The organism is Pseudooceanicola sp. NS-SX9 (genome assembly GCF_057380705.1).
In genome coordinates this window covers 77,366-98,877 of sequence record NZ_JBXXRN010000005.1, presented here as the reverse complement: position 1 = coordinate 98,877, position 21,512 = coordinate 77,366, and the positions used below count along the sequence as shown (strand labels likewise).

Here is a 21,512-nt window from a genome sequence, read left to right as displayed (position 1 = left end):
CTGACTGAAAATCCTTGGGGGGTGGGCAAAGCCCCGCGCAGGGTCGTTACAGGGTGCAGGCCTGGCAGGCTTCGGTGCCCGTCCCGGGCAAGGCATTCTGGCGCAGCCGCACGTAGTAGAGGGTCTTGATGCCCTTTTGCCAGGCCAGGATCTGGGCGCGGTTGATGTCGCGCGTGGTGGCGTCGGCCGGGAAGAACAGGGTCAGCGACAGACCCTGGTCGACATGTTCGGTCGCAGCCGCATAGGTCGCGATCAGGGCCTCGGGACCGATTTCGTAGGCGTCCCGGAAATAGGGCAGGCTGGCCGCGTCAAGACCCGGGGCTGGCGCGTAGACCCGGCCAAGGCGGCCTTCCTTGCGGATTTCGATCCGCGCGACGATCGGATGGATCGAGGCGGTCGCATGGGTGATGTAGCTGATCGAGCCGGTTGGCGGCACGGCCTGCAGGTTGCGATTGTAAAGGCCATGGCGGCGCACCGCGTCGCGCAGCCGGGCCCAGTCGGCGCGACCGGGCAGCGGCTGGTTCGCGAAAAGCCGCGCAACTGTCGGATCTTCCGGCAGCCAGTCGCGTTCCGTGTATTTCTGGAAATAGGTGCCGGAGGCGTAGCGGCTGTCGGCGAAGCCGCGAAAGCTCTGGCCGCGTTCGCGCGCCAGGCACATCGAGGCGTGCAGCGCATGGTAGGTGACGGCGGCGAAGTAGACCGAGGTGAAGCCGAGTGCGGCGGGGCTGCCGTAGTGGATCCGTTGCCCGGAAAGGTAGCCGTGAAGGTTCATCTGCCCCAGCCCGATGGCATGGCCTTCCGCATTGCCGCGCCGGATCGAGGGCACGCAGTCGAGCGAGGTCATCTCGCTGACCGCGGTCAGGGCCCGCACGGCGGTCTCGACCGTGGCGCCGAGATCGCCCGAGCGCATCACCTTCGCAATGTCGAGCGAGCCAAGGTTGCAGGAGATATCGCTGCCGATGTGCCGGTAGCCCAGGTCCTCGGAGAGGGCCGAGGGGGTGCTGACCTGCAGGATTTCGGAGCACAGGTTCGACATCGAGATCCGCCCGGCAACCGGGTTCGCGCGGTTCACCGTGTCTTCGAACATCAGGTAGGGATAGCCGCTTTCGAACTGGATTTCGGCCAGGGTGCGGAAGAAGGCGCGGGCGTCGATCACCGTCTTGGAGATGCGCGGATCGGCGACCATCTCGTGGTATTTCTCGCTGACCGGGATCTCGGACAGGGCGCAACCGTAGACCTTCTGCACGTCGAGCGGCGAGAACAGGTGCATGGGCGCGCGGGTGCGGGCCAGCTCGAAGGTGATGTCGGGGATCACCACCCCCAGGCTGAGGGTCTTGATGCGGATTTTTTCATCGGCATTCTCGCGCTTGGTGTCGAGAAAGCGCAGGATGTCGGGGTGATGGGCATGCAGGTAGACCGCGCCCGCGCCCTGGCGCGCGCCCAGCTGGTTGGCATAGGAAAAGCTGTCCTCCAGCAGTTTCATCACCGGGACCACCCCGGAGGCCTGCCCCGAGATGCCCTTGATCGGTGCCCCCTGTTCGCGCAGGTTGCTGAGCAGCAGCGCCACCCCGCCACCGCGTTTCGAAAGCTGCAGCGCCGAGGCGATGCCACGCCCGATGCTTTCCATGTCGTCCTCCAGCCGCAGCAGGAAGCACGAGACCAGCTCTCCGCGGCTTTGTCGTCCGGCGTTGAGGAAGGTCGGGGTGGCGGGCTGGAACCGACCCGAGAGGATCGCGTCGATCAGCGCGAAGGCCTGCTGGTGGTCGCCGCGCGCCAGCACCAGGGCGCACAGCACGGCGCGGTCGGTGAAATCCTCCAGGTATTGCGCGCCGTCGCGGGTCTTCAGCGCGTAGCTGGTGTAGAATTTCAGCGCGCCGAGATAGCTGGAAAACCGGTGGTCATGGGCGCGGCCGCGCGCATAGGCCTGGCGCAGGACCTCCGGGGGATAGGGGGCCAGGGCGGCGGGATCGTAATAGCCTTCTTCGACCAGCCACTGCAGGCGGGCGTCGTCCGAGGCAAAGCGGCGGCTGCCCGGAAGGACATGCTGAAGGATATACTGGCGCGCGGCTTCGCGGTCGGCCGAGACCGGCGGCAGGCCGGTGGCATCGGGCAGGTTCAGCAGGGCGTTGAGGGCGCGGTAGTCGGGGGCGCTCAGCGGCTGGACTAGATCGTCGGGCATGATTGGCTCCAGAAGGTCCGAAGCCCGCGCGAGACGCGGGCGATGTCGATGTCGGTGCCGGCCAGTTCCAGCGTCCACAGCAGCGGCACCTGGCACTTGCGGGCGATGATCCGGCCGGCCAGGCCATAGGTGGTACCGAAGCTGCGGTTGCCGGTGGCGATGACCCCGCGCAGCCCGGCACGGCGGCGGGGATCGTTCAGGAAGCGGATCACCATCGGCGGCACGGCGCCGCGGCCCTGGCCGTCGGCATAGGTCGGGCAGATCAGCACATAGGCCGGCGGCGCGTCGGGCAGGGGGCCTGACGCGCCAAGGCGCAGCGCCGGCAGGCCCAGCCGGGCCACGAAGCGTGCGGTATTGCCGCTGGCCGAGGAAAAGTAGACGAGGCTGCCCATGGCGCTAGGCCAGCCGGGCGATCAGATCGGGGCGAAAGCCGGACCAGCTTTGGGGGCCGGTGCCGGTCGTGGCCTCGACCACGGGTGCCTGGCGGTGGCCAAGGGCGCTCAGACGCGCCAGTGCGGCGGCATCCTGGGTCAGATCGACCAGCCGGTAGGACAGCCCATGCGCTTTCAGCGCACGCTGCGTCGCCAGGCATTGCCGGCAGTCGGGTTTTGAATAGACGATGATCGTCATGGCGCGTCCTTCGGTCAGGACGGCAGGCGGGGACGCGCACGGACCGGAACGCCCAACGCGGCCCGGAGACACTGACACGCCCCGAACCCACCGTTCGGGTCAAATCCTGGGCTCCGGGCAGGTCTCCTGACTTCGCGGGTCGACACCGGCGCTCGCCTTCCCGGGGACACCCAGTGGCGCAAGAGCGTGGCTCGCCGCTTACAGTTGCGGGGGCAGTGCCGGATTTTCACCGGCTTCCCTTTTCACCGCGGAACAATGTCCCGCGACACCTGAAGCATCTATATGTAGATCATTTTCGAATAGTGACGTCAATATGCAGACGCAGCCCAGCTGATCCCAGCCGAAGGCAGGGGCGGGGAGGGGCCTGTTTCGCAAGGCACTGACGGGCATATGACCTTGCGGAAGGCGCTTTGGGTCAGGGGCGTGCGAAGGGGGCGATGCCGATGCCGTTTTCGGCCAGGGCGCTGCGCAGACGGTGCGCCATGCCGACGGCACCCGGGGTATCGCCATGCACGCACAGCGTTGCGGGCGCGACCGGAAGGCGCTGCCCGCCGGTCGTCGGGATGACGCCGTTCACCACCATCTCCAGCACCTGGTCCAGGCTTTGCGCCGGATCGTGGATCACCGCGCCGGGCTGGCTGCGCGGCGTCAGCTCTCCGGTGTCGGTATAGGTGCGGTCGGCATAGATCTCGCAGGCGACGGTCAGCCCGGCGCGTTCGGCGGCGGCATAGGTTTCTGAATAGGGCAGCGAGATGAAGACCAGCCTCGGGTCCACCGCCTTGACCGCGCGCACGCACAGCTCGGCCAGGTCGCGGTCGACCGCCGCCATGTTGCCAAGCGCGCCATGGGTTTTCACATGGGTCATCGCGTGGCCCTCAAGCCGCGCCATGCCCTGCATCGCGACGATCTGGTAGACCAGCTGCGCCTCCAGGTCCTCGGGGCGCTCGCCCGAGATCCGCCGCCGCCCGAAACCGTAGAGATCGGCAAAGGACGGATGCGCCCCCACCGAGACGCCCTTTTCCCGGGCCATCCTGAGGGTGCGCGCCATCACGACCGGATCGCCCGCATGAAAGCCGCAGGCAATGTTGGCGGTCGAGACCAGATCCAGCATCGCGGCATCGTCGCCGACGGTGAAGGCGCCAAAGCTTTCGCCCATGTCGCAGTTGAGGTCGATCGTGCGGTCCATCCTGAAGTCCCTGTCATTCGCGCCTATTTGCGCAATTATTGTGCGGAATATTGGAAAGTCCGGCGGATACCCGGGGTAAATCCGCCTGAAACCCTTAATTCGGGATACCGCCGGTGTACTGAAATCTCAAGCCTCCCCAGCGAGGCGATTCCAGCAACAGGGAAAACAGCATGAAATTTGCACGCAAAGTGGCACTGGCCACGCTTCTGGCTGCCGGTCTGGTCGCGCCGGCGATGGCGGAAACCAAATGGGACATGTCGGTCGTCTGGCCGGATGGCAACTTCCAGACCGAGGACGCAAAGGCCTTCGCCGACAAGGTCCGCGAGATGACCAAGGGCGATGTCGACATCACCGTGCATTCCGGCGGTGCGCTTGGCATCAAGGGGCCCGAAGGCATGGCCGCGGTGCGCGACGGCCTGGTGCCTGTGGGCGAGATCCTGATGAGCCAGCAGGTGGGTGACGTGCCTGCTCTGGGTGCGGAATCGCTGCCCTACATGGCGCCGACGATGGCGGACCTGGCCTTGCTGCACAAGTTCACCCGCCCGATGATCGAGGCGGCGGCCGCCAAGATGAACCAGAAGCTGCTGTATATCGTGCCCTGGCCCGGCCAGGCGGTCTATACCAAGAAGCCGATCAAGACGCTGGAGGACCTGAAGGGCCTGAAGATCCGCGTCGTCGATGCCAATGGCCAGGCCTTCTTCAAGGCGCTTGGCGCGGCCCCCGTGCAGATGCCCTGGGGCGAGGTCGTCCCGGCGCTGGCGGCGGGCACGATCGATGCGGTGACCACCTCGTCCTCGTCGGGCGTCGACGGCTCGTTCTGGGAATTCATGAAATACATGAACACCTTCAACTGGCAGGCCTCGTCGGACATCCTGACGGTCAATCTGGATGAATGGAAAGCACTGCCCGAGAAGGACCAGAAGGCGATCGAGGCCGCCGCCGCGCAGATGGAAGGCGAATTCTGGCTGAACTCGCATAACGAGGACGCCAAGAAGCTTGCCATCCTGAAGGACCACGGCGTCGAGATCACCGCCCCCTCCTCGGATCTGAAGGCCGAGCTGATCGAGAAGGCCAAGCCCCTCTGGGCCGATTTCGAAAAGCGCGTGCCCGAGGCCGCCCCCTATATCGACACCTACCTGACGGTGCGCGGCAACTGATCCCCGCCGCCTGACCGTGTGGCCGGCCCTGCCTCTCCCTCCCGGGGCCGGCCCTTTTTCCTTCCGACCGGAGACCCCATGTCCCCCTCCCGTTTCGATACCTTCATCCGGCCCGTCGACTGGCTGAGCGGGCTGGCCAACGTGCTGGCCGCGCTGTGCCTGTTCGGGATCTTCCTGCTGGTCGGCGCCGAGATCGTGCTGCGCAACCTCTTCCTGACCAGCCTCGATTTCTCCTGGGATGTCTCGGCCTACCTGATGGGGGCCTCGTTCATGCTGTCGGCGGCCAGTGCGCTGAAAAGCGGCTCTCATGTGCGGGTGACGGCCCTGCGCGAGGTGCTGCCCGAGGGGCCCGCGCGCCTTCTGGATGTGGCGGCCTGCCTGGTGGGGCTGGTGATCGCGGTGGCGCTGGCCTGGGCGCTTGGCCAGGCGGCCTGGCTGTCGTTCCTGCGCGGCTCGACCTCGGCTTCGGTGGTGCGCATTCCGCTGGCCTGGCCGCAGGGCGTGCTGACGCTGGGCACGACCCTTTTGTGCCTGCAGATCGTGGCGCAGCTGCTGCGCCTGCTGCGCGGCGAGGCGCTGGCCACCGGCGAGGGGATCGAATGATGCCGCAGATCGTCCTGACCCTGGCCGGGCTGCTGGCGGCGCTGCTGGCGGGCGGTGTCTGGATCGGCCTGGGGCTGATCGGCACCGGCGCCGGGCTGATCAGCCTGTTCCGCCCCCATATGCCCTTCGAGAAGCTGCTGGCGCAGCAGGCCTTCAACGTCCTCTCTTCGGCCGAACTGCTGGCGCTGCCGCTCTTCATCCTGATGGCCGAGATCCTGTTCCGCACCAAGATCTCCGAGGCGCTCTTTACCGGGCTTGCCCCCTGGCTGCGGCGGGTGCCGGGGCGGCTGGGGCATATCACCGTGCTGGGCTGTTCGCTGTTCGCCTCGGTCTGCGGATCCTCGGCCGCGACCACGGCCACCGTCGGGCGGATCACTGCGCGCGAACTCATTGCCAATGGCTATGACCGCCAACTGGTCACCGGGTCGCTGGCGGGCTCGGGGACGCTGGGGTTCCTGATCCCACCCTCGACCATCATGATCATCTACGGGGTGATGGCGCAGACCTCGATCCTGAACCTGTTCATGGCGGGCATCCTGCCGGGGCTGATCATCGCGCTGTCCTACATGGGCTACATCGGCATCCGGGCGCTGCTGAACCCCGATCTGGTGGGCCCTGCCGGCCCCTCGACCAGCCTGATGTTCAAGCTGCGCGCGCTGAAGGATCTGGGCCCGCTGCTGGCGCTGATCGTGGTGGTGATCGGTTCGATGTACGGCGGCATCGCCTCGCCGACCGAAGCGGCGGCGGTGGGTGTCGCAGGCGCCATCGTGCTGGGCTTCGTGCAACGCACCCTGACCTTCGCGGGGCTGCTGGAGGCGGGGCGCGATGCCGCCAACAGCTGTGCCATGATCGGGCTGATCATGGTGGGCGCGATGTTCCTGTCGACGGCGCTCGGTTATCTGGGCGTGCCCGGCTACATCGCCACCGCGATCGAGGGCTGGGGCCTGTCGCCCTTTGCGCTGATCCTGGTGCTGCTGGGCTTCTACATCCTGCTGGGCATGGTGATGGAGGGCATGGGCTGCATCGTCATGACCCTGCCCATCACCCTGCCGCTGATCACCGATGCGGGCTTCAGCAAGCTGTGGTTCGGCATCTTCCTGGTCATCGTCATCGAGATGGCGCAGATCACGCCTCCGGTCGGGTTCAACCTGACGGTGATCCAGCGGCTGACCGGCGACAGCATCGCCCGGATCACCCGCGCCACGGTGCCGTTCTTCCTGCTGATGGTGGCCTTCGTGCTGGTGCTGGCCATCTTCCCCGGGCTGGTCGATATTGTGCCGAACCTGCTTGCGGACGACTGACAGGAGGCCCAGGTGACATCCGACCCGATCCATCCGCCGCGCATCCTGCCCTGCGGCGACAGCGCCCTCAGCTTCCAGATCTCGGAACAGGTGGATGAAGGCGCCAATGCCCGGATCATCGCGCTGGCGCGGGCGCTGGATCGCGCGGCGGTGCCCGGCGTCACCGACCGGGTGCCGACCTACCGCGCCCTGCTGGTGACCTATGATCCCGGGGTTCTGCGCGGCGCACAGCTGGCGGCGCTGCTGGAACAGCTCTACGCCGATCTGGACCCGGGCGAAGAGGCCGCGCGCCTGTGGCGGGTGCCGGCCTTCTACGGCGGGCCGGCGGCGCTTGATCTGCAGGATCTGGCAGCGGAAAAGGGTTTGGACCGGGCCGGGCTGATCGATCTGCATGCGGGGGCGCGCTACCGCGTCTACATGATCGGCTTTGCCCCGGGCTTTGCCTATCTGGGCGGGTTGCCGCCGCTGCTGCACACCCCCCGCCTGACGGTGCCGCGCCAGCTGATCCCGGCGGGCGCTTTGGGGATCGGCGGCCAGCAGGCCAGCATCAGCTCGGTCGCGGGGCCGTCGGGATGGCGGTTCCTGGGGGCGACGCCGGTGCGGCTGTTCGACCCCGCGCGCCCCGATCCCTTCCTGCTGCGCGCCGGTGATCTGGTCACCTTCGAACCCATTGACCAGCCCACCCATGACCGCCTGGCCGATCTGGCGCAGGCGGGCCATGCGCTGATCACCCCGGAGGCCGCATGACCAGCCTTGCCTCCGAGGCCCGCACCCGGATCATCGCCATGATCCTTGAAGGGGATCTGCAGCCCGGCGACACCCTTCAGGCCGAGAAGCTGGCGCAGGGTCTGGGCATGTCGCGCACCCCCGTCCGCGAGGCCCTGCGCCGGATCGAGGCCGAGGGGCTGGCGCAGCCGCGTGGCCGGTTCCTGTGCGTGCGCCGCCTCAGCCCCGAGGAGGTCGAGGAGATCTTCTTCCTGCGGCTGGAGCTTGAGACCCGCGGTGCCCGTGCCGCCGTGGCACTGCCGCAGCCGACCCTTGCCGCGATGGAGACCCGCGTCCGGCAGCTGATCGCAGGCGATGCGCCCGAGGACCTGTGGCAGGTCGATGATGATTTCCACGCCATGATCTCGGGGGCGCTCGGCAACCGGGTGCTGTCGGGGGTGGTGGCGGATCTGCGCCGCCGCAGTGGCATGTTCGACAGCAGCCAGGTGCCCACCCGCTACCTGAAGGGCTGTCATGAGCATCTGGCGATCCTGGCCGCCCTGAAGGCCGGCGATGCCGAGGCCGCGGGTCTTGCCATGGCGCTGCACATCCGCAATGCCCGCGACGCCATCCTGGCGCGGCTGGGCGAGCTTGACCGACGAAAGACCACCTCATGACCCCGCCGCTGAAATGCCTGATCGTCCAGCCCATTCACGAGGCCGGGCTGCAATGCCTGCGCACCGCCGGGGTCGAACCCGTGGCCTGTCCCAGCCCCGACATGGCGCAGGTTGCCGCTCTGATCGGCGATTGCGACGCGGTGATCACCCGCAATGCGGGGCTGGATGCGCGGGCCATCGCGGCGGGCCATCGCCTGCGGGTCATCGCGGTGCATGGCACCGGTCATGATGCGGTCGACAAGGACGCGGCCTCGGCGCGGGGCATTCTGGTCTGCAACACGCCGGGGGCCAATGCGCGCTCGGTGGCGGAACTGGCCTTCGGGCTGGCACTGGCGGCCGCGCGCGGCATCCCGGCCGCCGACCGGGCCGAACGCGCGGGGGCGCAGGGCTTTCGCGAAAGCGCCCGCTTTGCCGAGCTTTCGGGCAAGACCGCGCTGATCGTCGGCTGGGGCGCCATCGGGCGCGATCTGGGGCGGATGCTGGATGCGGCGTTCGGGATGCGGGTGCTGGTGCATTCGCCCTCGGTTCCCGACACCGGCGGCTACCCAAGGGTCGCGACGCTGGAACAGGGCCTTTCCCAGGCCGATCTGGTGTCGCTGCACCGCCCGCTCAGCGCCGCGACGCATCACCTGATGAACGCCGCCCGTTTTGCTGCCCTGAAACCCGGCGCGATCCTTGTCAACACCGCCCGCGCCGGGCTGCTGGACGAGGCCGCCCTGCTTCAGGCCCTGCAGCAGGGCCGGGTGGCCGCCGCCGCCCTTGACGTCTACGAACCGGGCGCCCCGCAGGGACCGCTTGCCGCCCATCCGGTGATCTTCACCCCGCATCTGGGCGCCACCACCGAAGAGGCGCTGATCCGTGTCGCCACCGGGGCGGCGGGCCACGTGCTGACGGCGCTTGCCGGTCAGATCCCCGCCACCGCCCTCAATACCCCTCTGACACAGGCTTCCGCATGACCCAGACCCAGGACGTGATCCGCTCGACCATCGACCGGGTGCTGACCCGCATCAACGCGATCTCTGAGGGCGGCCCGGGGTTCACCCGCCCCTCCTATTCCGATCTGGAAAGCCAGGCCCATGATGTCGTGCGGGACGAGGCCGCGCAGCTTGGGCTGGTGGTCACGACCGATGCGGCGGGCAACCTGCTGGCGCGGATGGCCGGGCAGGACCGCACCGCCCCGGCGCTGCATGTCGGATCGCATCTGGACACGGTGGGGCAGGGGGGCGCCTATGACGGTCAGGCCGGGGTGGCGGCGGCGCTGGCGCTGGCCGCGGCCCTGCGCGCCGGGGATCGCCTGCCGCCCGTCGATCTGGTGATCACCGTCACCCGGGCCGAGGAAAGCGTCTGGTTCCCCGCCTCCTACCTTGGCTCGCGCGGGCATCTGGGGCGGCTGACCCGGGCCGATCTGCAGGTTCGCCGCAGCGATACTGGCCGGACGCTGGCGCAGCACATGGCGGATCAGGGCCTCGACCCCGAGGCGGCGCTGCAGGCCGCGCCCCCGCCCGCCGCCCATTTCATCGAATTCCATATCGAGCAGGGCCCCGTGCTGGACCAGGCGCAGGAGCCCTTCGCCATCGTGCGCGGCGTGCGCGGCGGGCTGCGCTATCGCACGGCGCAGATCCACGGCACCTGGGCACATTCCGGCGGCGCCCCCCGCGACCAGCGCGCCGATACCGTCTTTGCGCTGGCCGATCTGGTCACGGCGCTCGATGCCGAATGGGGCCGCAGGCTGGAGGCCGGTCAGGACCTGGCCGTCACCTTCGGCCGTGTCGACGCGGCAAGCCCCGTCCATGCCATGGCCAAGGTGCCGGGAGAGCTGGGATTCTGCCTCGACATCCGCTCGGAAAGCGATGCGGTGATGGAGGAGATGGACGCGGTGCTGAAGACCCTGATCGCCGGGATCGAGGCCGCCCGGCCCGGCATCCGGTTTGAGCTTGGCGCGCAAAGCCGCTCGCGCCCGGCGGCGCTGTCGGGGCCCCTGGGCGACTGGATCGCCGCCGGTGCGGCTAACTGCGCCGAGGCGCCGCGCCGGATGCTGTCGGGCGGCGGCCATGATGCGGCGGCCTTTGCGGCGGCGGGCTGGGACAGCGTGATGGTCTTCATCCGCAACTGGGACGGCAGCCATTGCCCCGAAGAGGGGATGGACCCCGCAGATCTGGCCCGCGCGGTGGCGGCGCTGCATGCGGCGCTGACCGGCGATGTCCCCCTGCCGGAGGTGCGATGACCCGCGACAGCTTGGCGCAGCGCGCCTATTCGCAGATCAAGCAGGGCATACTGGAAGGGCGCATCCACACGGGCACGCCGCTCAGCGAACGTCAGCTGGCGGCCGACACGGGCGTGTCGCGCAATCCGCTGCGCGGTGCGCTGGCGCGGCTGGAACACGAAGGGCTGCTGACGCGGGTGGTCAATGGCGGGCTGATGGTCCAGCCCGTCACCATGGAGCAACTGCTGGAAATCGTGCAGCTGCGCCGGATGCTGGAAGGGGCCGCCGCGGAACGCGCCGCCGGCCGCGCCATCACCCGCGCCCTCGAGGACAGCCGCCGCATCATGAGCAGCTATGCCGCCGGTACTGAAACCGCCTTTGACGAATTCTGGCTGCATGACGACCATTTCCACGATGCGGTGGCGCGGGCGGCGGGCCTGACCCTGCTGCCCGCCATCCTGGCCGAGACCCGCGCCGCCGCCCGCCGCTGCACCATCACCCGCACCCATGACCGCTTTGCCGAGCAGGCGCAGGAGCATCTGGCCGTGATCGACGCGATCACCGCCGGCGACGGCCCCGCCGCCCGCGCCGCGATGGAGCGCCATTTCGACCATGTCCGCGCCCGCTTCCTGCACTGGCTGGGGCGCTGAACCCTTCCCCCGGACTTCCCTCATGACACATTCCGCACCCATCCCCCTTCAGGGCCGAGAGGCCGTCTTTCCCGCCGCCGAATTCGACCGCCGTCTGGCCGCCCTGCGCGCGGCGCTGGCCGAAACCGGCACCGGCGCGCTGCTGGTTACCGCGCCCGAGAACCTGTTCTGGTGCACCGGACGCCAGACGGCGGGCTATTTCGCCTTCCAGGCGCTGGTCCTGCCGCAGCAGGGTGACCCGGTGCTGCTGGTGCGCGAACTGGAACATATGGGCGCGCTGACCGGCACCTGGGTGGGCGACATCCGCCTTTGGGGCGACGGCCAGGACCCGGCGCTGGCCTTGGCGCAGATCCTGCGGGACCGGGGTATCAGCGATCTGGCGATCGACCGCCGCGGCTGGTTCCTGAGCGCCGAACTGTCGGATCACATCGCCCGCAATCTGCCGGGCGTGACGCTGCGCGACGGCTCGGGGCTGGTCGAGGCGCAGCGCATGGTGAAATCGCCCGCCGAGCTTGCCGCGATCCGCCGGGCCGCCAGCTATGCCCAGGCGGGGCTTGCGGCGGCCATCGGGGCCTGCGGCGCGGGCGTCAGCGAAAACGAGGTCGCGGCCCAGATGATGGCGGCGGCGATCCGGGCGGGCTCCGAGGCGATGGCGATGGAGCCGCTGATTTCCTCGGGGCCGCGTTCGGGCGTGCCCCATGCTACCTGGCGGCGGCGGGTGATGCAGCCGGGCGACGGGGTGTTCCTGGAACTGGCGGCCAGCCATGACCGCTATCATGCGGCGCTGATGCGCAGCGTCTGGATCGGCCCCCCCCCGGCCGAGGCGCAGGCGATGATGGATTGCGCCTGCCGGGCGCTCGATGCGGCGTTGCAGGCGATCCGTCCGGGCGATCCCTGCGCCGCGCCGCACCGCGCCGCGCAGGCGGTGATCGATGCGGCGGGCTATACCAGCGCCTTCCGCAAGCGCATCGGCTATTCCATGGGCGCGGCCTTTGCCCCCGACTGGGGCGAGGGCGCGATCCTGTCGCTGTTCGAGGGCGTCACCCAGCCCCTGCTGCCCGGCATGGTCTTCCACCTTCCGGCGACGCTGCGCCGCTACGGCGCCTTCACCGTGGGGGCCTCGGAAACGGTGATCGTCACGGATCACGGGCCCGAGGTCCTCTCGGACCTGCCGCGCGCCATCACCCTGCGCTGAGGACCCGCCATGAGCCGACTGACCATCCTGCGCCCCGGCCTGATGATGAGCATCCAGGACGCGGGCCGCCCGGGCCTTCTGTCCTGCGGGGTGTCGGGATCGGGCCCCGTCGATGCCGAGGCGATGGCCATGGCGAACACGCTTGTGGGCAATCCCGACGGCGCGGCGGTGCTGGAATTCGCGCATTTCGGTGGCACGCTGCGGCTGGATCAGGACCGGGTGATCGCCGTCACCGGGGCGGCCTCGGACCTTCGGATCGACGGCGCGCGCGTCCCCGGCTGGAGCGGCCTTCTGCTGCGCGCCGGGCAGGAGCTGTCGCTGGGCGGGCTGCGTGGTGGTGTCTGGGGCTATCTGGCGGTTTCGGGCGGGCTGGATGTGGCGCCGGTGCTGGGATCGGCATCGACGCATCTGCGCAGCGGGCTGGGCGGCCTGGGCGGCCGGGCGCTGGTGGCGGGCGACGTGCTGGCCCTTGCGCCTGCCGGGGAGGTGGCGCCGGGGCGCTGCCTGCGCCATTCCTGGCGGGTGCGCGGTGGTGCGATCCGCGCCGTGCCGGGGCCGCAGGACGACCGTTTCGTTGCACAGGCAACCCAGGCCTTTTGGCGCGGCGACTGGCAGGTCAGCGCCCGGCGCGACCGCATGGCGATGGTGCTGGAGGGCCCGAAGGTCGCGGCGCAGGGCGGCCATGACATCGTGTCGGACGGCACGGTGGCGGGATCGGTGCAGGTGCCGGGTTCGGGTCAGCCGATCGTGCTGCTGGCGGACCGGCAGACCACCGGCGGCTATCCCAAGATCGCCACCATTGCCTCGGTCGACCGGGCCCGCCTGGCCCAGAGCCCCGATGGCATCCGGTTCCGCCTGCAGAAGGTCAGCCAGGCGCAGGCCGAGGATCTGCTGATCGAGGCCCGCGCCGCCTTCCGGGCGGCGCAGGACAGGCTGCGGCAGGGCTGATCCGCCCCGCCGCCGTGCCGTTTTGCCGGTCTGCCGGTCGGCAGGACAGCCGGTCAGGCGCCCCGCTTGCCCGATGGTCAGCCGGTCGGGCGCCCTGGCGGTCTGGTGCGCTCAGAAGCTGCGCAGCGGATCGCCGATGACGCTCTTGATGCCCCAGCCGACCTGGCCCACGGCGGCCTGCCGGACCGAGGACGGCACCGCCGCCAGCGGCACTCCGAACGAGGTCGCGGCCGCCGTCACCGGCGCTTGGGCCAGGTTCGCGGCGGTCTGCATCCCCTGGGCAAAGGCATCGAGCGTGGCATTGGTCATGAAGCGGTGCTGGAACGGTGTACGGTCGGTGTCGTGCAGCACCAGAAAGCGCTTGGTGGCGGCCTTGTCCTGACCGTAGCGGAAGGCCTCGGTCACGGTGAAGGCACAGACGCCCTGCTGGCACTGGCTACCCAGCTGCGAGGCCATCGAGGGCTGCACGAAGACCATGGTGGCATCCAGCGTGGTCAGCTGGATGTAGGGCTCTTTGCGGTGAACGCCGTTCTGGCTCCATTCGATGGTCTGGGTGGTGCCCTGGCCCGAAAGCTCGGCCTCGGGGAACATCAGCTTGCTGCCGAGGCCGGGAAGATCGGCCAGGGCGCTGCCGGTCCCGGCCAGAACGGCCAGGGCCGCGATAAGGAAAGTACGCATGGAAAGCTCCTGGAAATATAGGGGGATCGAAATCGGGCCGGATGGGCGCCTCATGGTCCATAATCCCGAGCCCCGCGCGTTTTCAATCTTGAGGGGCCGGTGTCGCCCTTGACCTGCCGGGCAGCGTGCTGTGCCGGTGACAGCCGGTGAACGCGGTAATTTGCCCGCCTTCCCCGCAGGATACGGCTCGGGGCCTGTTTTTGCACGGGTGCCGGTGCGAAAAGCGAAGGTTTCGGGCAAGGGACGGGTCGGCGCCCGCCGGAGGGGCGCCGAAAAACTGACGCAGGGTCAGAAAATTTCGTTGACAGCCCTAGACGTGCTGGCCGCCGTTCACGTCGATCGAGGCACCGTTGACGTAGGATGCCTCATCGGAACACAGGAACAGCACCACCTTGGCGACCTCGGCGGGCTGGCCCAGGCGGCGCAGCGGGATCACGTCGGTCATCTTCTCGGTGCCGGGGGACAGGATCTCGGTCTCGATCTCGCCGGGGGTGACCATGTTGACGCGGATGCCGCGGGGGCCAAGTTCGGCCGCGGCTTCGCGGGTCAGGGCCTCCAGCGCGGCCTTCGAGCAGGCATAGGCCGCCCCCGCGAAGGGATGCACCCGCTTGCCCACGATCGAGCCCACGTTCACCACCGCGCCGCGCGCCGTTTCCAGCTGGGGCAGCAGGTCGCGCATCAGCGCGGCGGGGCCCAGCAGGTTGACGCCCAGGACCTCGTTCCAGATGGCGTCGCTGCTGTCGGCGATGCCCAGCCGCGCGCCGCCCGGCCCCTTGGGGGAAACGCCCGCGTTGTTGACGATCGCATGCAGCCCCTCGGGGCCCAGGGCGCCGCGGATCTGCGCCACAAGCGCGGCGCGCGCGGCCTGATCGGCCAGATCGCCGGTGAAATGGTCGGTCGAGCCCGCATGCCAGGGGCAGCGCGCATCGAAGGCGGTGCGCGAGACCGTCAGCACCCGCCACCCCGCCGCCTGGAACACCTTGACCGTGGCATGTCCGATGCCACGGCTTGCGCCTGTCAGAAGAAGTGTCTTTTGGCTCATCGCTACTGCCTTCCCGATGGTCTCGCTCCGGTCGAACCGGTGTAGGAGGGTGCAACCGCCGCCGCAAGGGCCGCCGGCGGATGCCGGCAGGCCGCAGTGTCGCGGTGCCCGTTTTCCCGGCCCCCGGAGGAAGCGCCCTATCGGCGGCCGCGCGCCAGAAAGCCCTGGTACTGGTCCTCGGGGACGAAACGGCCGCCGGTGGTCCAGGCGACATGGACGATGGCCAGGGGATCAACGCCTGCCATGTGCTGCGCCATGAAGGCGCGGCCCTGCTTGGTGCCCAGCAGCATCCCCGGACCGCCAAGCGCCGAGGCGGCCGAGGGTTCCAGCCGCAGCCCCTGATCCGCCGCCATCGCCAGCCAGGGGAACAGATCGTCATCGGCCACCGTCAGCACGCCAGCGAGGCGCGCGGCCATGCGGGTGGCGACCAGCTGCGACATGGTGGCCACGGCCATGCCGTCGGCCTCGGTCCGGTTGGTCAGGCCGATCTCGTAGACCGAGGTCTCGCGGCCCGGGCCATGGCGCATCTGCACCAGCGCCGAGGGCGCCTGCACCGGTTCCACGAAGAAGGCATGGACATCGGGCCCGAAGATGCCGCGGGCGCCATGGGCGATGCCGCCCGGCGCGCCGCCGATGCCGCAGGGCAGGTAGAGGACCAGAGGCCGCGCGGGGCCGATGGTGATGTCGCGGCGGGCCAGCTGGTCGCGCAGCTCGGCCGCGGCGGCGCTGTAGCCCTGGAACAGCAGCAGCGAATCCTCGTCATCGACGAAATGCGTCAGCGGGTCGGCGGTGGCGATGCTGCGGGCGGCGGCGACGGCGCTGGAATAGTCGGCCTGATGCAGCACCACCTCGGCGCCCAGATCGCGCAGGCGCTGCACCTTCCAGGGCTTGGCGTCATGGGACATGTGCACCGTTGCCGCATAGCCAAGCGCCCGCGCCGCGATCCCGACGCTGAGGCCCAGATTGCCCGTCGATCCCACCGCGATGCGGCGTTGGGCGCAGAAGGCGCGGCCCTCGGGGGTGGCCAGTTTCGCGGCACTGTCGCCTTCGGCCAGCAGCCCCGCCGCACGCGCCTGGGTGACAGCGGTCGAGAGCACCTCGTAAAGCCCGCCACGCGCCTTCACCGATCCCGCCACCGGCAGGTCGTGGTCGCCCTTGACCAGCAGGCAGGTGTCCTTGGGCAGGGTCAGCCCGGGCGCCAGGGCGTGGCCGTCGTGCAGGGCGGATCGGATCTGGCCCACGGGCTGCAGATCGGGCCAGAGGGCCGCGATCAGCGGTTGCAGCAGCTGCCATTGCGACAGCGCCCGGGCCACGTCGGCGGCGGCCTCGGGGTCGGGGCCGGGCCGGTATCCGGGATTGGTCCACAGGACCGGGGCGCCAGCCCGCAGGCGGGCCTCGAAATCATCGGGTTCGTTCATGTCGTGTCCGCCTTGCGCAACCTGGCCCCGCAGTAGCACCGCCGCCTTCGGAAAGGCCAGAGCACCCGCCGCCCGAGGGGCCCGGGGCACGCCCGCCCCGGCCGCATTGCCCGCGCGATGGGCCCGGTGGCGGGCGCGGGGAACGACGCGCCTGCCCCAGGCTGCCCGGGTGTCTCCGGGACCAAGCGCGGCCCGGGGGGGGGAAACGTGCAGCGCCCTCGGCGTCGTTCGGGGCCCGGGGGGCTTTAGAACGACAGGGGGGCGTTGTCCTTGACCTCTTTCATCACGAAGAAGGTCCGGGTCTGGCGCACGCCGGGCAGGGCGATCAGCTGGCGGCCGTGCAGCGTGTTGAAATCGGCCATGTCGCGGACCCGGATCTTCAGCAGGTAATCGAAGTCTCCGGCAACAAGGTTGCAATCCAGCACCTCTTTCAGGCGGATCACCGCGGCTTCGAAGGCGGCAAAGCTTTCCGGGGTCGAGCGGTCCAGCACCACCCCCACCATCACCACCGCCCCCAGACCCACGGGGGCGGGCGCCAGCTGGGCGCGCACGCCGGTGATGAACCCCTCGTCGAACAGGCGCTGCGTGCGGCGGTGGCAGGTGGCGGCGCTGACGTTGACGCGCTGCGCCAGATCGGCGTTGCTCAGCCGCCCCTCGGTCTGCAGGGCGCGCAGGATGTTCAGGTCGATTCGGTCCAGATCGGCCATGGAAGATCCTTTCATCAGGGTGGCAGGAAATGGATGGACCTGAAAATATGGTCCGCCGTTCCGAAAGGAAGGTGAAAAGCACAGGACAAGTTTGCAAGCACCTTTCCGCGTTCCGGCCCTAGCCTGAGGTCACCAACAACGGAGATGCCCGATGACGCGACACGAGAAGATGTCCCTTCTGGACAAGTTCGAGCGCTACCCCCTGACCTACGGCCCCACCCCCATCGACCACCTGCCGCGCCTCTCCGAGGCCCTGGGCGGCAAGGTGCAGATCTATGCCAAGCGCGATGACTGCAATTCCGGCCTGGCGATGGGCGGCAACAAGCTGCGCAAACTGGAATACATTGTGCCTGATGCGATTGCCTCGGGGGCGGATACGCTGGTCTCGATCGGCGGCGTGCAGTCGAACCACACCCGGATGGTGGCGGCGACGGCGGCCAAGCTGGGGATGAAATGCGTCGTCATCCAGGAAAGCTGGGTGCCGCATTACGATGCGGTCTATGACCGGGTCGGCAATATCCAGATGACCCGCCTGATGGGCGCCGACAGCCGCCTGGTGGACGAAGGCTTTGACATCGGCATCCGGCAAAGCTGGGAAGACGCGATCCAGTCGGTCAAGGACGCGGGCGGCAAGCCCTATGCCATTCCCGCCGGCGCCTCGGTGCACAAATACGGCGGCCTGGGCTACGTGGGCTTTGCCGAGGAGGTCGCAGCCCAGGAGGCCGAGCTGGGTTTCACCTTCGATTACATCATCGTCTGCGTGGTGACGGGCTCGACCCAGGGTGGCATGATCGTGGGCTTTGCGGCGCAGAACCGGGCGGATCGGGTGATCGGCATCGACGCCTCGGGGACGCCCGAACAGACCCGCGCGCAGGTCCGCCAGATCGTCGACGACACCGCCGCGCTGGTCGATCTGGGCCGCCCCGTCCGCGAGGACGAGATCGTCATCCTGAACGACTATGCCCATCCCGCCTATGGCGTCCCCTCCGAGGAGACCAAGGACGCCATCCGCCTGGCCGCCCGCACCGAGGCGATGATCACCGATCCGGTCTACGAGGGCAAATCCATGCAGGGCCTGATCGACCTGACCCGCAAGGGCTTTTTCCCCGAGGGGTCGAAGGTCCTTTACGCGCATCTGGGCGGCGCCCCGGCGCTGAGCGGCTATGCCTATCATTTCAAGGACGGCTGAGGTGCCCTGACCCGGAGAGACTGCCCGAATGCGTTCAACCGGAAAACGGGCCCGGCGACATTGGCCCGAAGACATCGACACGACAAAACTGGCCAGAAGACATTGGCCCGAAGGCGTTCAGCCTGGGGCATTGGTCCGCAGGTGCTGAACCGGGCGCCTGGAAACCGGGATCGTCAGGCGGGGGCCGGTCCTGCGGGGCCTGTGCCCCGGGGGACGGGGCCTTATCCGCAGGTTCGGGCAGGGCCCCCCGGGCCCGGATCGCGACAGGGGGGCGGGCCGCATCCCGGATCACAGGCCCCAGATCCCGATCGGGGGTCTTGATCCGAAGACTTGAGCAGAAGACTTGAAAAGGGGGGCCGCAGCGCGCGGCCCCCTTCGCCTTACCAGGCCATGCGTTTCCACAGCTTCCAGCGCCGGGTCAGACGGTCCAGCCACAGTTCGGGGCGGCTGCGGGGCGCGTCGCCGTACCACGGCATCAGCTGGCGCCCGTCACCCGCCCGGTCGCGGTAGTAGTTCGGCACCGGGTGAAAGTTGCGCATCCTCAGGTGGAAGACATCCATCGCGCCCCCGGCCTGCGGCGGCACGATCCAGCGCCAGTCGGCGGCGACGCGGCGGCCAGCGATCTGCTCGCGCTGGTGGAACTTCATGAATTCGTCCGAGGCGCGGTGGTGGTCAACCATGGTGACCCCGGCGCGGTTGTAGGAATGCAGCACGGCGCGGTTCAGCTCGGTCAGGGTGGCGTCGCGCCACAGCCGGTCCTGCGCCCCGGGCGTGATGCCGAAGCTGCGCGCTGCCGGTTCCAGCAGGTCATAGCGCGTGGCATCGGCCAGGTTGCGGTTGGCGATTTCGGTGCTCATGTAGAAGCCGCTGAAGGGCGCGCAGGGATAGTCGATGCCGCCGATCGTCATGATCATGTTGCTGACCAGCGGAATGGCCCACCAGCGCAGGTTCAGCTCGGCGAAGGCCGCGTGGGTGGGATGGCTGAGGGGCACCTCGTGCAGCAGGTCCTGGGGCACGTCGATGCGGATCCGGCGGTCGCGGCTGTCGCGGATGAAGAAGGGCAGGGCGTCGAAATGGCCGGGCTCGTCCCTGGGGCGCCAGCCCATGCCGGTGGCGATGCGCGTCAGGTCGATGTTCTGCCGGTCGCCGCGCACGCTGCCGTCGGGCATGGCGTGGCCAGCGTACTGGAAGACCTGGCCGCTTTCGATCCAGCAGGGCAGCTGGTCGCCCTGGACGGGGGCAAAGACGGTGATCGTCGATTTCAGCCGCCCGCCGTTGAAGACATGGCGGACGTGGTCATAGGTGCGCTGGACGATGGCCTCGGGGGTGGTGTCGGCGCGGCAGTCGATGACCTCCAGGCTTTCCCAGAACAGCCGCCCGATGCAGCGGCCATGGTTGCGCCAGGCAAGGCGCGCGCCAAAGGCCAGCTCGGCCGGGTCATGTTCGTACCAGCCCCGGCGCGACAGGTCGCGGCGCACCTCGGCCCAGCGGCGCTGCAGCGTGGCACGGCTGGCCCCGATGGCCTCGTGGTACTGGCGCAGGAAGGCGCGGGCCTCCTCGCGGCGTTCCAGCGCCGAGATCCGCCGCAGGCGGCGTGACAGGGTGGTGCCGATGGTCGCGGTGTCGACGGGGCGGGGGCCGGCCGAGGCGAAGGGACATTGCATCACAGCACCCCGTCGAATTGCGGCGCCGGCGCCCGGAGCGGCCGGCGGTTGATGGCGTGCACCACGCGCAGCAGGCGTGCCCGGGCCCGCGCGGCGCGACGGCCCGGAAGGCGGGACATCGCAGCATCGGCCAGCCGCACCCGGTCGAGGTGCTGGGCCTGGGTTTCCAGGAAGGCGGCGGTGGCCTCGCGGGCCTCGGGGGGGGCGTCGGGGGGCGGCGGCATCAGGGTGCAGCGCAGCGACAGCCCGGCGGCGCGGGCACTGCGGATGAAGCGGGCGGTACGTTCGGCCTCGGGTTCGGACAGGGCCGCGAGGGGGAAGGCGATGCGGCGCAGCCCGCCCTGCACGGCGGCCTCCAGGTCGCGGCGGGTCAGGCCGCTGTCATCGGGGCAGGCGGGATCCAGGCGCGCCACCCATTCGGCACCGGGCACCAGGCGGGCGATGTCGCGCGACAGCCGCCGCATCATGCCAGGTGCCTGGTTCAGCCCGGGATCGAGGAACAGGAAATTCGCCGTCTCGTGGCGGCGCGCCTGTTCCTGCAGTTCCATCAGGACGGCTTCGGTGCGGGCGGGGCTGCCGGCCAGCAGCGGCACGATCCGGGCCGGATAGCTGTCCCAGGGGAAATCGGTGTAGTCGGGGAAGGGCATCGGCCCGGCCTGCGGCGCCAGACGCAGGGTCAGGCCGCTGTCGTCGCGGTGGCCGGGCCAGGGCTGCAGGCCCTGCGGCGTTTCCGCCAGCACCGCGACACCCTGGCGCTGCGCCAGTGCGGCCACCTGGGCGGCACAGTTGCGGTGGCGGTCATCCGTGGCGATCACCAGCAGGTCGGGGCCGCCCGACAGCACCGCATCCAGGGCGCGCAGCTGCTTGGGCAGGCCCTGTCCCGTACCGCCCAGCAGGCGCCGCAGCCCCTGCGGCGGCAGGCAGCCGCCCAGGGCAAGGCGGCGGCGGGCGTGATCCATCAGGCGCTCGGGGCGTTCGGGCAGATGGCGGGGGGCCTCGGCGGCCAGCGGGCACAAAAGCCGCGCCCGATGCCCGGCGGCGCGCAGCCCGGCAATGCGCTGTCCCAGGGCCAGGGTCGGCAGGCCGGTATAGGTGGTCAGGTCCGCCAGCACGATATCAAGCGAGTCGTCGGGGGCGATGGCAATCGCGCAGCCGGGCTGCGGGCGAAGAGCGGGCCTGACGGCGCGCGGTGTTTCGGAAAGACGTGACAAGGTGCAATGCCTTCAGGAATTGAGATCCGGTGCCCGGGGTGTTCGCGGCCTCAGGCGCGGACGGGCGGGGCCTGAGCCGGGCGCGGAACGGCGGGAATGGAAAAAAGCACGGTAACTGAAACAGGACCGGAGCGCGCTGCGGCGCAGCACCGGGCGGGCCGGCGATCCG

The 21,512-nt window shown here is 69.5% G+C and carries 21 protein-coding genes and 1 riboswitch; of the genes, 11 read left to right on the top strand and 10 right to left on the bottom strand.

Features of this window, described 5'->3' with window-relative positions:
- Window positions 1-46: 46 nt before the first annotated feature.
- From nrdE to AC2ITM_RS21490, 4 genes are all read right to left on the bottom strand, one after another.
- Window positions 47-2,179 (bottom strand): class 1b ribonucleoside-diphosphate reductase subunit alpha, encoded by a 2,133-nt coding sequence (gene nrdE, locus AC2ITM_RS21505; protein ID WP_486470433.1) that lies wholly within the window; start codon window positions 2,177-2,179, stop codon window positions 47-49.
- Complete coding sequence (nrdI, locus tag AC2ITM_RS21500) at window positions 2,164-2,571, bottom strand: class Ib ribonucleoside-diphosphate reductase assembly flavoprotein NrdI (protein WP_486470432.1); 408 nt, start codon at window positions 2,569-2,571, stop codon at window positions 2,164-2,166. The genes nrdE and nrdI overlap by 16 nt, the downstream gene beginning before the upstream one ends.
- A gap of 4 nt (window positions 2,572-2,575) precedes the next feature.
- Window positions 2,576-2,809 carry a glutaredoxin domain-containing protein gene (locus AC2ITM_RS21495; RefSeq protein WP_486470431.1) on the bottom strand — a complete coding sequence of 78 codons (234 nt, stop codon included), beginning with the start codon at window positions 2,807-2,809 and terminating at the stop codon, window positions 2,576-2,578.
- Between the two features lie 99 nt (window positions 2,810-2,908).
- Window positions 2,909-3,097, bottom strand: a riboswitch (cobalamin riboswitch).
- Window positions 3,098-3,224: 127 nt separating this feature from the next.
- Window positions 3,225-3,995 carry a LamB/YcsF family protein gene (locus tag AC2ITM_RS21490; protein WP_486470430.1) on the bottom strand — a complete coding sequence of 257 codons (771 nt, stop codon included), beginning with the start codon at window positions 3,993-3,995 and terminating at the stop codon, window positions 3,225-3,227.
- Window positions 3,996-4,165: 170 nt separating this feature from the next.
- Between AC2ITM_RS21490 and AC2ITM_RS21485 the strand changes: the two genes are divergently transcribed.
- From AC2ITM_RS21485 to AC2ITM_RS21440, 10 genes are all read left to right on the top strand, one after another.
- Window positions 4,166-5,152: a TRAP transporter substrate-binding protein gene (locus AC2ITM_RS21485; protein WP_486470429.1), complete on the top strand. Its 987-nt coding sequence runs from the start codon at window positions 4,166-4,168 to the stop codon at window positions 5,150-5,152.
- A 78-nt stretch (window positions 5,153-5,230) separates the two neighbouring features.
- Window positions 5,231-5,755: a TRAP transporter small permease gene (locus tag AC2ITM_RS21480; protein ID WP_486470428.1), complete on the top strand. Its 525-nt coding sequence runs from the start codon at window positions 5,231-5,233 to the stop codon at window positions 5,753-5,755.
- Complete coding sequence (locus AC2ITM_RS21475) at window positions 5,755-7,056, top strand: TRAP transporter large permease (RefSeq protein ID WP_486470427.1); 1,302 nt, start codon at window positions 5,755-5,757, stop codon at window positions 7,054-7,056. The genes AC2ITM_RS21480 and AC2ITM_RS21475 overlap by 1 nt, the downstream gene beginning before the upstream one ends.
- Before the next feature lie 12 nt (window positions 7,057-7,068).
- Complete coding sequence (gene pxpB, locus AC2ITM_RS21470; protein ID WP_486470426.1) at window positions 7,069-7,803, top strand: 5-oxoprolinase subunit PxpB; 735 nt, start codon at window positions 7,069-7,071, stop codon at window positions 7,801-7,803.
- On the top strand, window positions 7,800-8,438 hold the full coding sequence (locus AC2ITM_RS21465; protein ID WP_486470425.1) for a GntR family transcriptional regulator: 639 nt from the start codon (window positions 7,800-7,802) through the stop codon (window positions 8,436-8,438). Before pxpB ends, AC2ITM_RS21465 begins: the two co-directional genes overlap by 4 nt.
- Before the next feature lie 8 nt (window positions 8,439-8,446).
- Window positions 8,447-9,394: an NAD(P)-dependent oxidoreductase gene (locus tag AC2ITM_RS21460; RefSeq protein WP_486470455.1), complete on the top strand. Its 948-nt coding sequence runs from the start codon at window positions 8,447-8,449 to the stop codon at window positions 9,392-9,394.
- On the top strand, window positions 9,391-10,662 hold the full coding sequence (locus AC2ITM_RS21455; RefSeq protein WP_486470424.1) for a hydantoinase/carbamoylase family amidase: 1,272 nt from the start codon (window positions 9,391-9,393) through the stop codon (window positions 10,660-10,662). The genes AC2ITM_RS21460 and AC2ITM_RS21455 overlap by 4 nt, the downstream gene beginning before the upstream one ends.
- A complete protein-coding gene (locus AC2ITM_RS21450; protein ID WP_486470423.1) occupies window positions 10,659-11,291 on the top strand; it encodes a GntR family transcriptional regulator in 633 nt (210 codons plus the stop codon). Before AC2ITM_RS21455 ends, AC2ITM_RS21450 begins: the two co-directional genes overlap by 4 nt.
- A 22-nt stretch (window positions 11,292-11,313) precedes the next feature.
- Window positions 11,314-12,486 (top strand): M24 family metallopeptidase, encoded by a 1,173-nt coding sequence (locus AC2ITM_RS21445; RefSeq protein ID WP_486470422.1) that lies wholly within the window; start codon window positions 11,314-11,316, stop codon window positions 12,484-12,486.
- 9 nt (window positions 12,487-12,495) lie between these two features.
- A complete protein-coding gene (locus tag AC2ITM_RS21440) occupies window positions 12,496-13,434 on the top strand; it encodes a 5-oxoprolinase subunit C family protein (protein ID WP_486470421.1) in 939 nt (312 codons plus the stop codon).
- 111 nt (window positions 13,435-13,545) lie between these two features.
- Here AC2ITM_RS21440 and AC2ITM_RS21435 read toward each other — a convergent pair whose 3' ends face one another.
- The 4 genes from AC2ITM_RS21435 to AC2ITM_RS21420 all read right to left on the bottom strand — a co-directional run bounded on the left by AC2ITM_RS21435 (window position 13,546) and on the right by AC2ITM_RS21420 (window position 17,279).
- The gene (locus AC2ITM_RS21435; protein ID WP_486470420.1) at window positions 13,546-14,112 is read right to left on the bottom strand and encodes a hypothetical protein; all 567 of its coding nucleotides are present in this window, start codon (window positions 14,110-14,112) and stop codon (window positions 13,546-13,548) included.
- A 310-nt stretch (window positions 14,113-14,422) separates the two neighbouring features.
- On the bottom strand, window positions 14,423-15,154 hold the full coding sequence (locus AC2ITM_RS21430; RefSeq protein WP_486470419.1) for an SDR family NAD(P)-dependent oxidoreductase: 732 nt from the start codon (window positions 15,152-15,154) through the stop codon (window positions 14,423-14,425).
- Between the two features lie 137 nt (window positions 15,155-15,291).
- Window positions 15,292-16,572 carry a D-serine ammonia-lyase gene (dsdA, locus tag AC2ITM_RS21425; protein WP_486470418.1) on the bottom strand — a complete coding sequence of 427 codons (1,281 nt, stop codon included), beginning with the start codon at window positions 16,570-16,572 and terminating at the stop codon, window positions 15,292-15,294.
- 245 nt (window positions 16,573-16,817) lie between these two features.
- Entirely contained in the window at window positions 16,818-17,279 is a 462-nt protein-coding gene (locus AC2ITM_RS21420) for an Lrp/AsnC family transcriptional regulator (RefSeq protein ID WP_486470417.1), read from the bottom strand.
- Between the two features lie 169 nt (window positions 17,280-17,448).
- On the opposite strand from AC2ITM_RS21420, the gene AC2ITM_RS21415 reads away from it, so the two are divergent.
- Window positions 17,449-18,468 (top strand): 1-aminocyclopropane-1-carboxylate deaminase, encoded by a 1,020-nt coding sequence (locus AC2ITM_RS21415; RefSeq protein WP_486470454.1) that lies wholly within the window; start codon window positions 17,449-17,451, stop codon window positions 18,466-18,468.
- A 380-nt stretch (window positions 18,469-18,848) separates the two neighbouring features.
- Here the strand turns inward: AC2ITM_RS21415 and AC2ITM_RS21410 are convergent, their stop codons facing one another.
- Window positions 18,849-20,132: a nitric oxide synthase oxygenase gene (locus AC2ITM_RS21410; protein ID WP_486470416.1), complete on the bottom strand. Its 1,284-nt coding sequence runs from the start codon at window positions 20,130-20,132 to the stop codon at window positions 18,849-18,851.
- On the bottom strand, window positions 20,132-21,343 hold the full coding sequence (locus AC2ITM_RS21405; RefSeq protein WP_486470415.1) for a hypothetical protein: 1,212 nt from the start codon (window positions 21,341-21,343) through the stop codon (window positions 20,132-20,134). The genes AC2ITM_RS21410 and AC2ITM_RS21405 overlap by 1 nt, the downstream gene beginning before the upstream one ends.
- Window positions 21,344-21,512 lie beyond the last annotated feature (169 nt).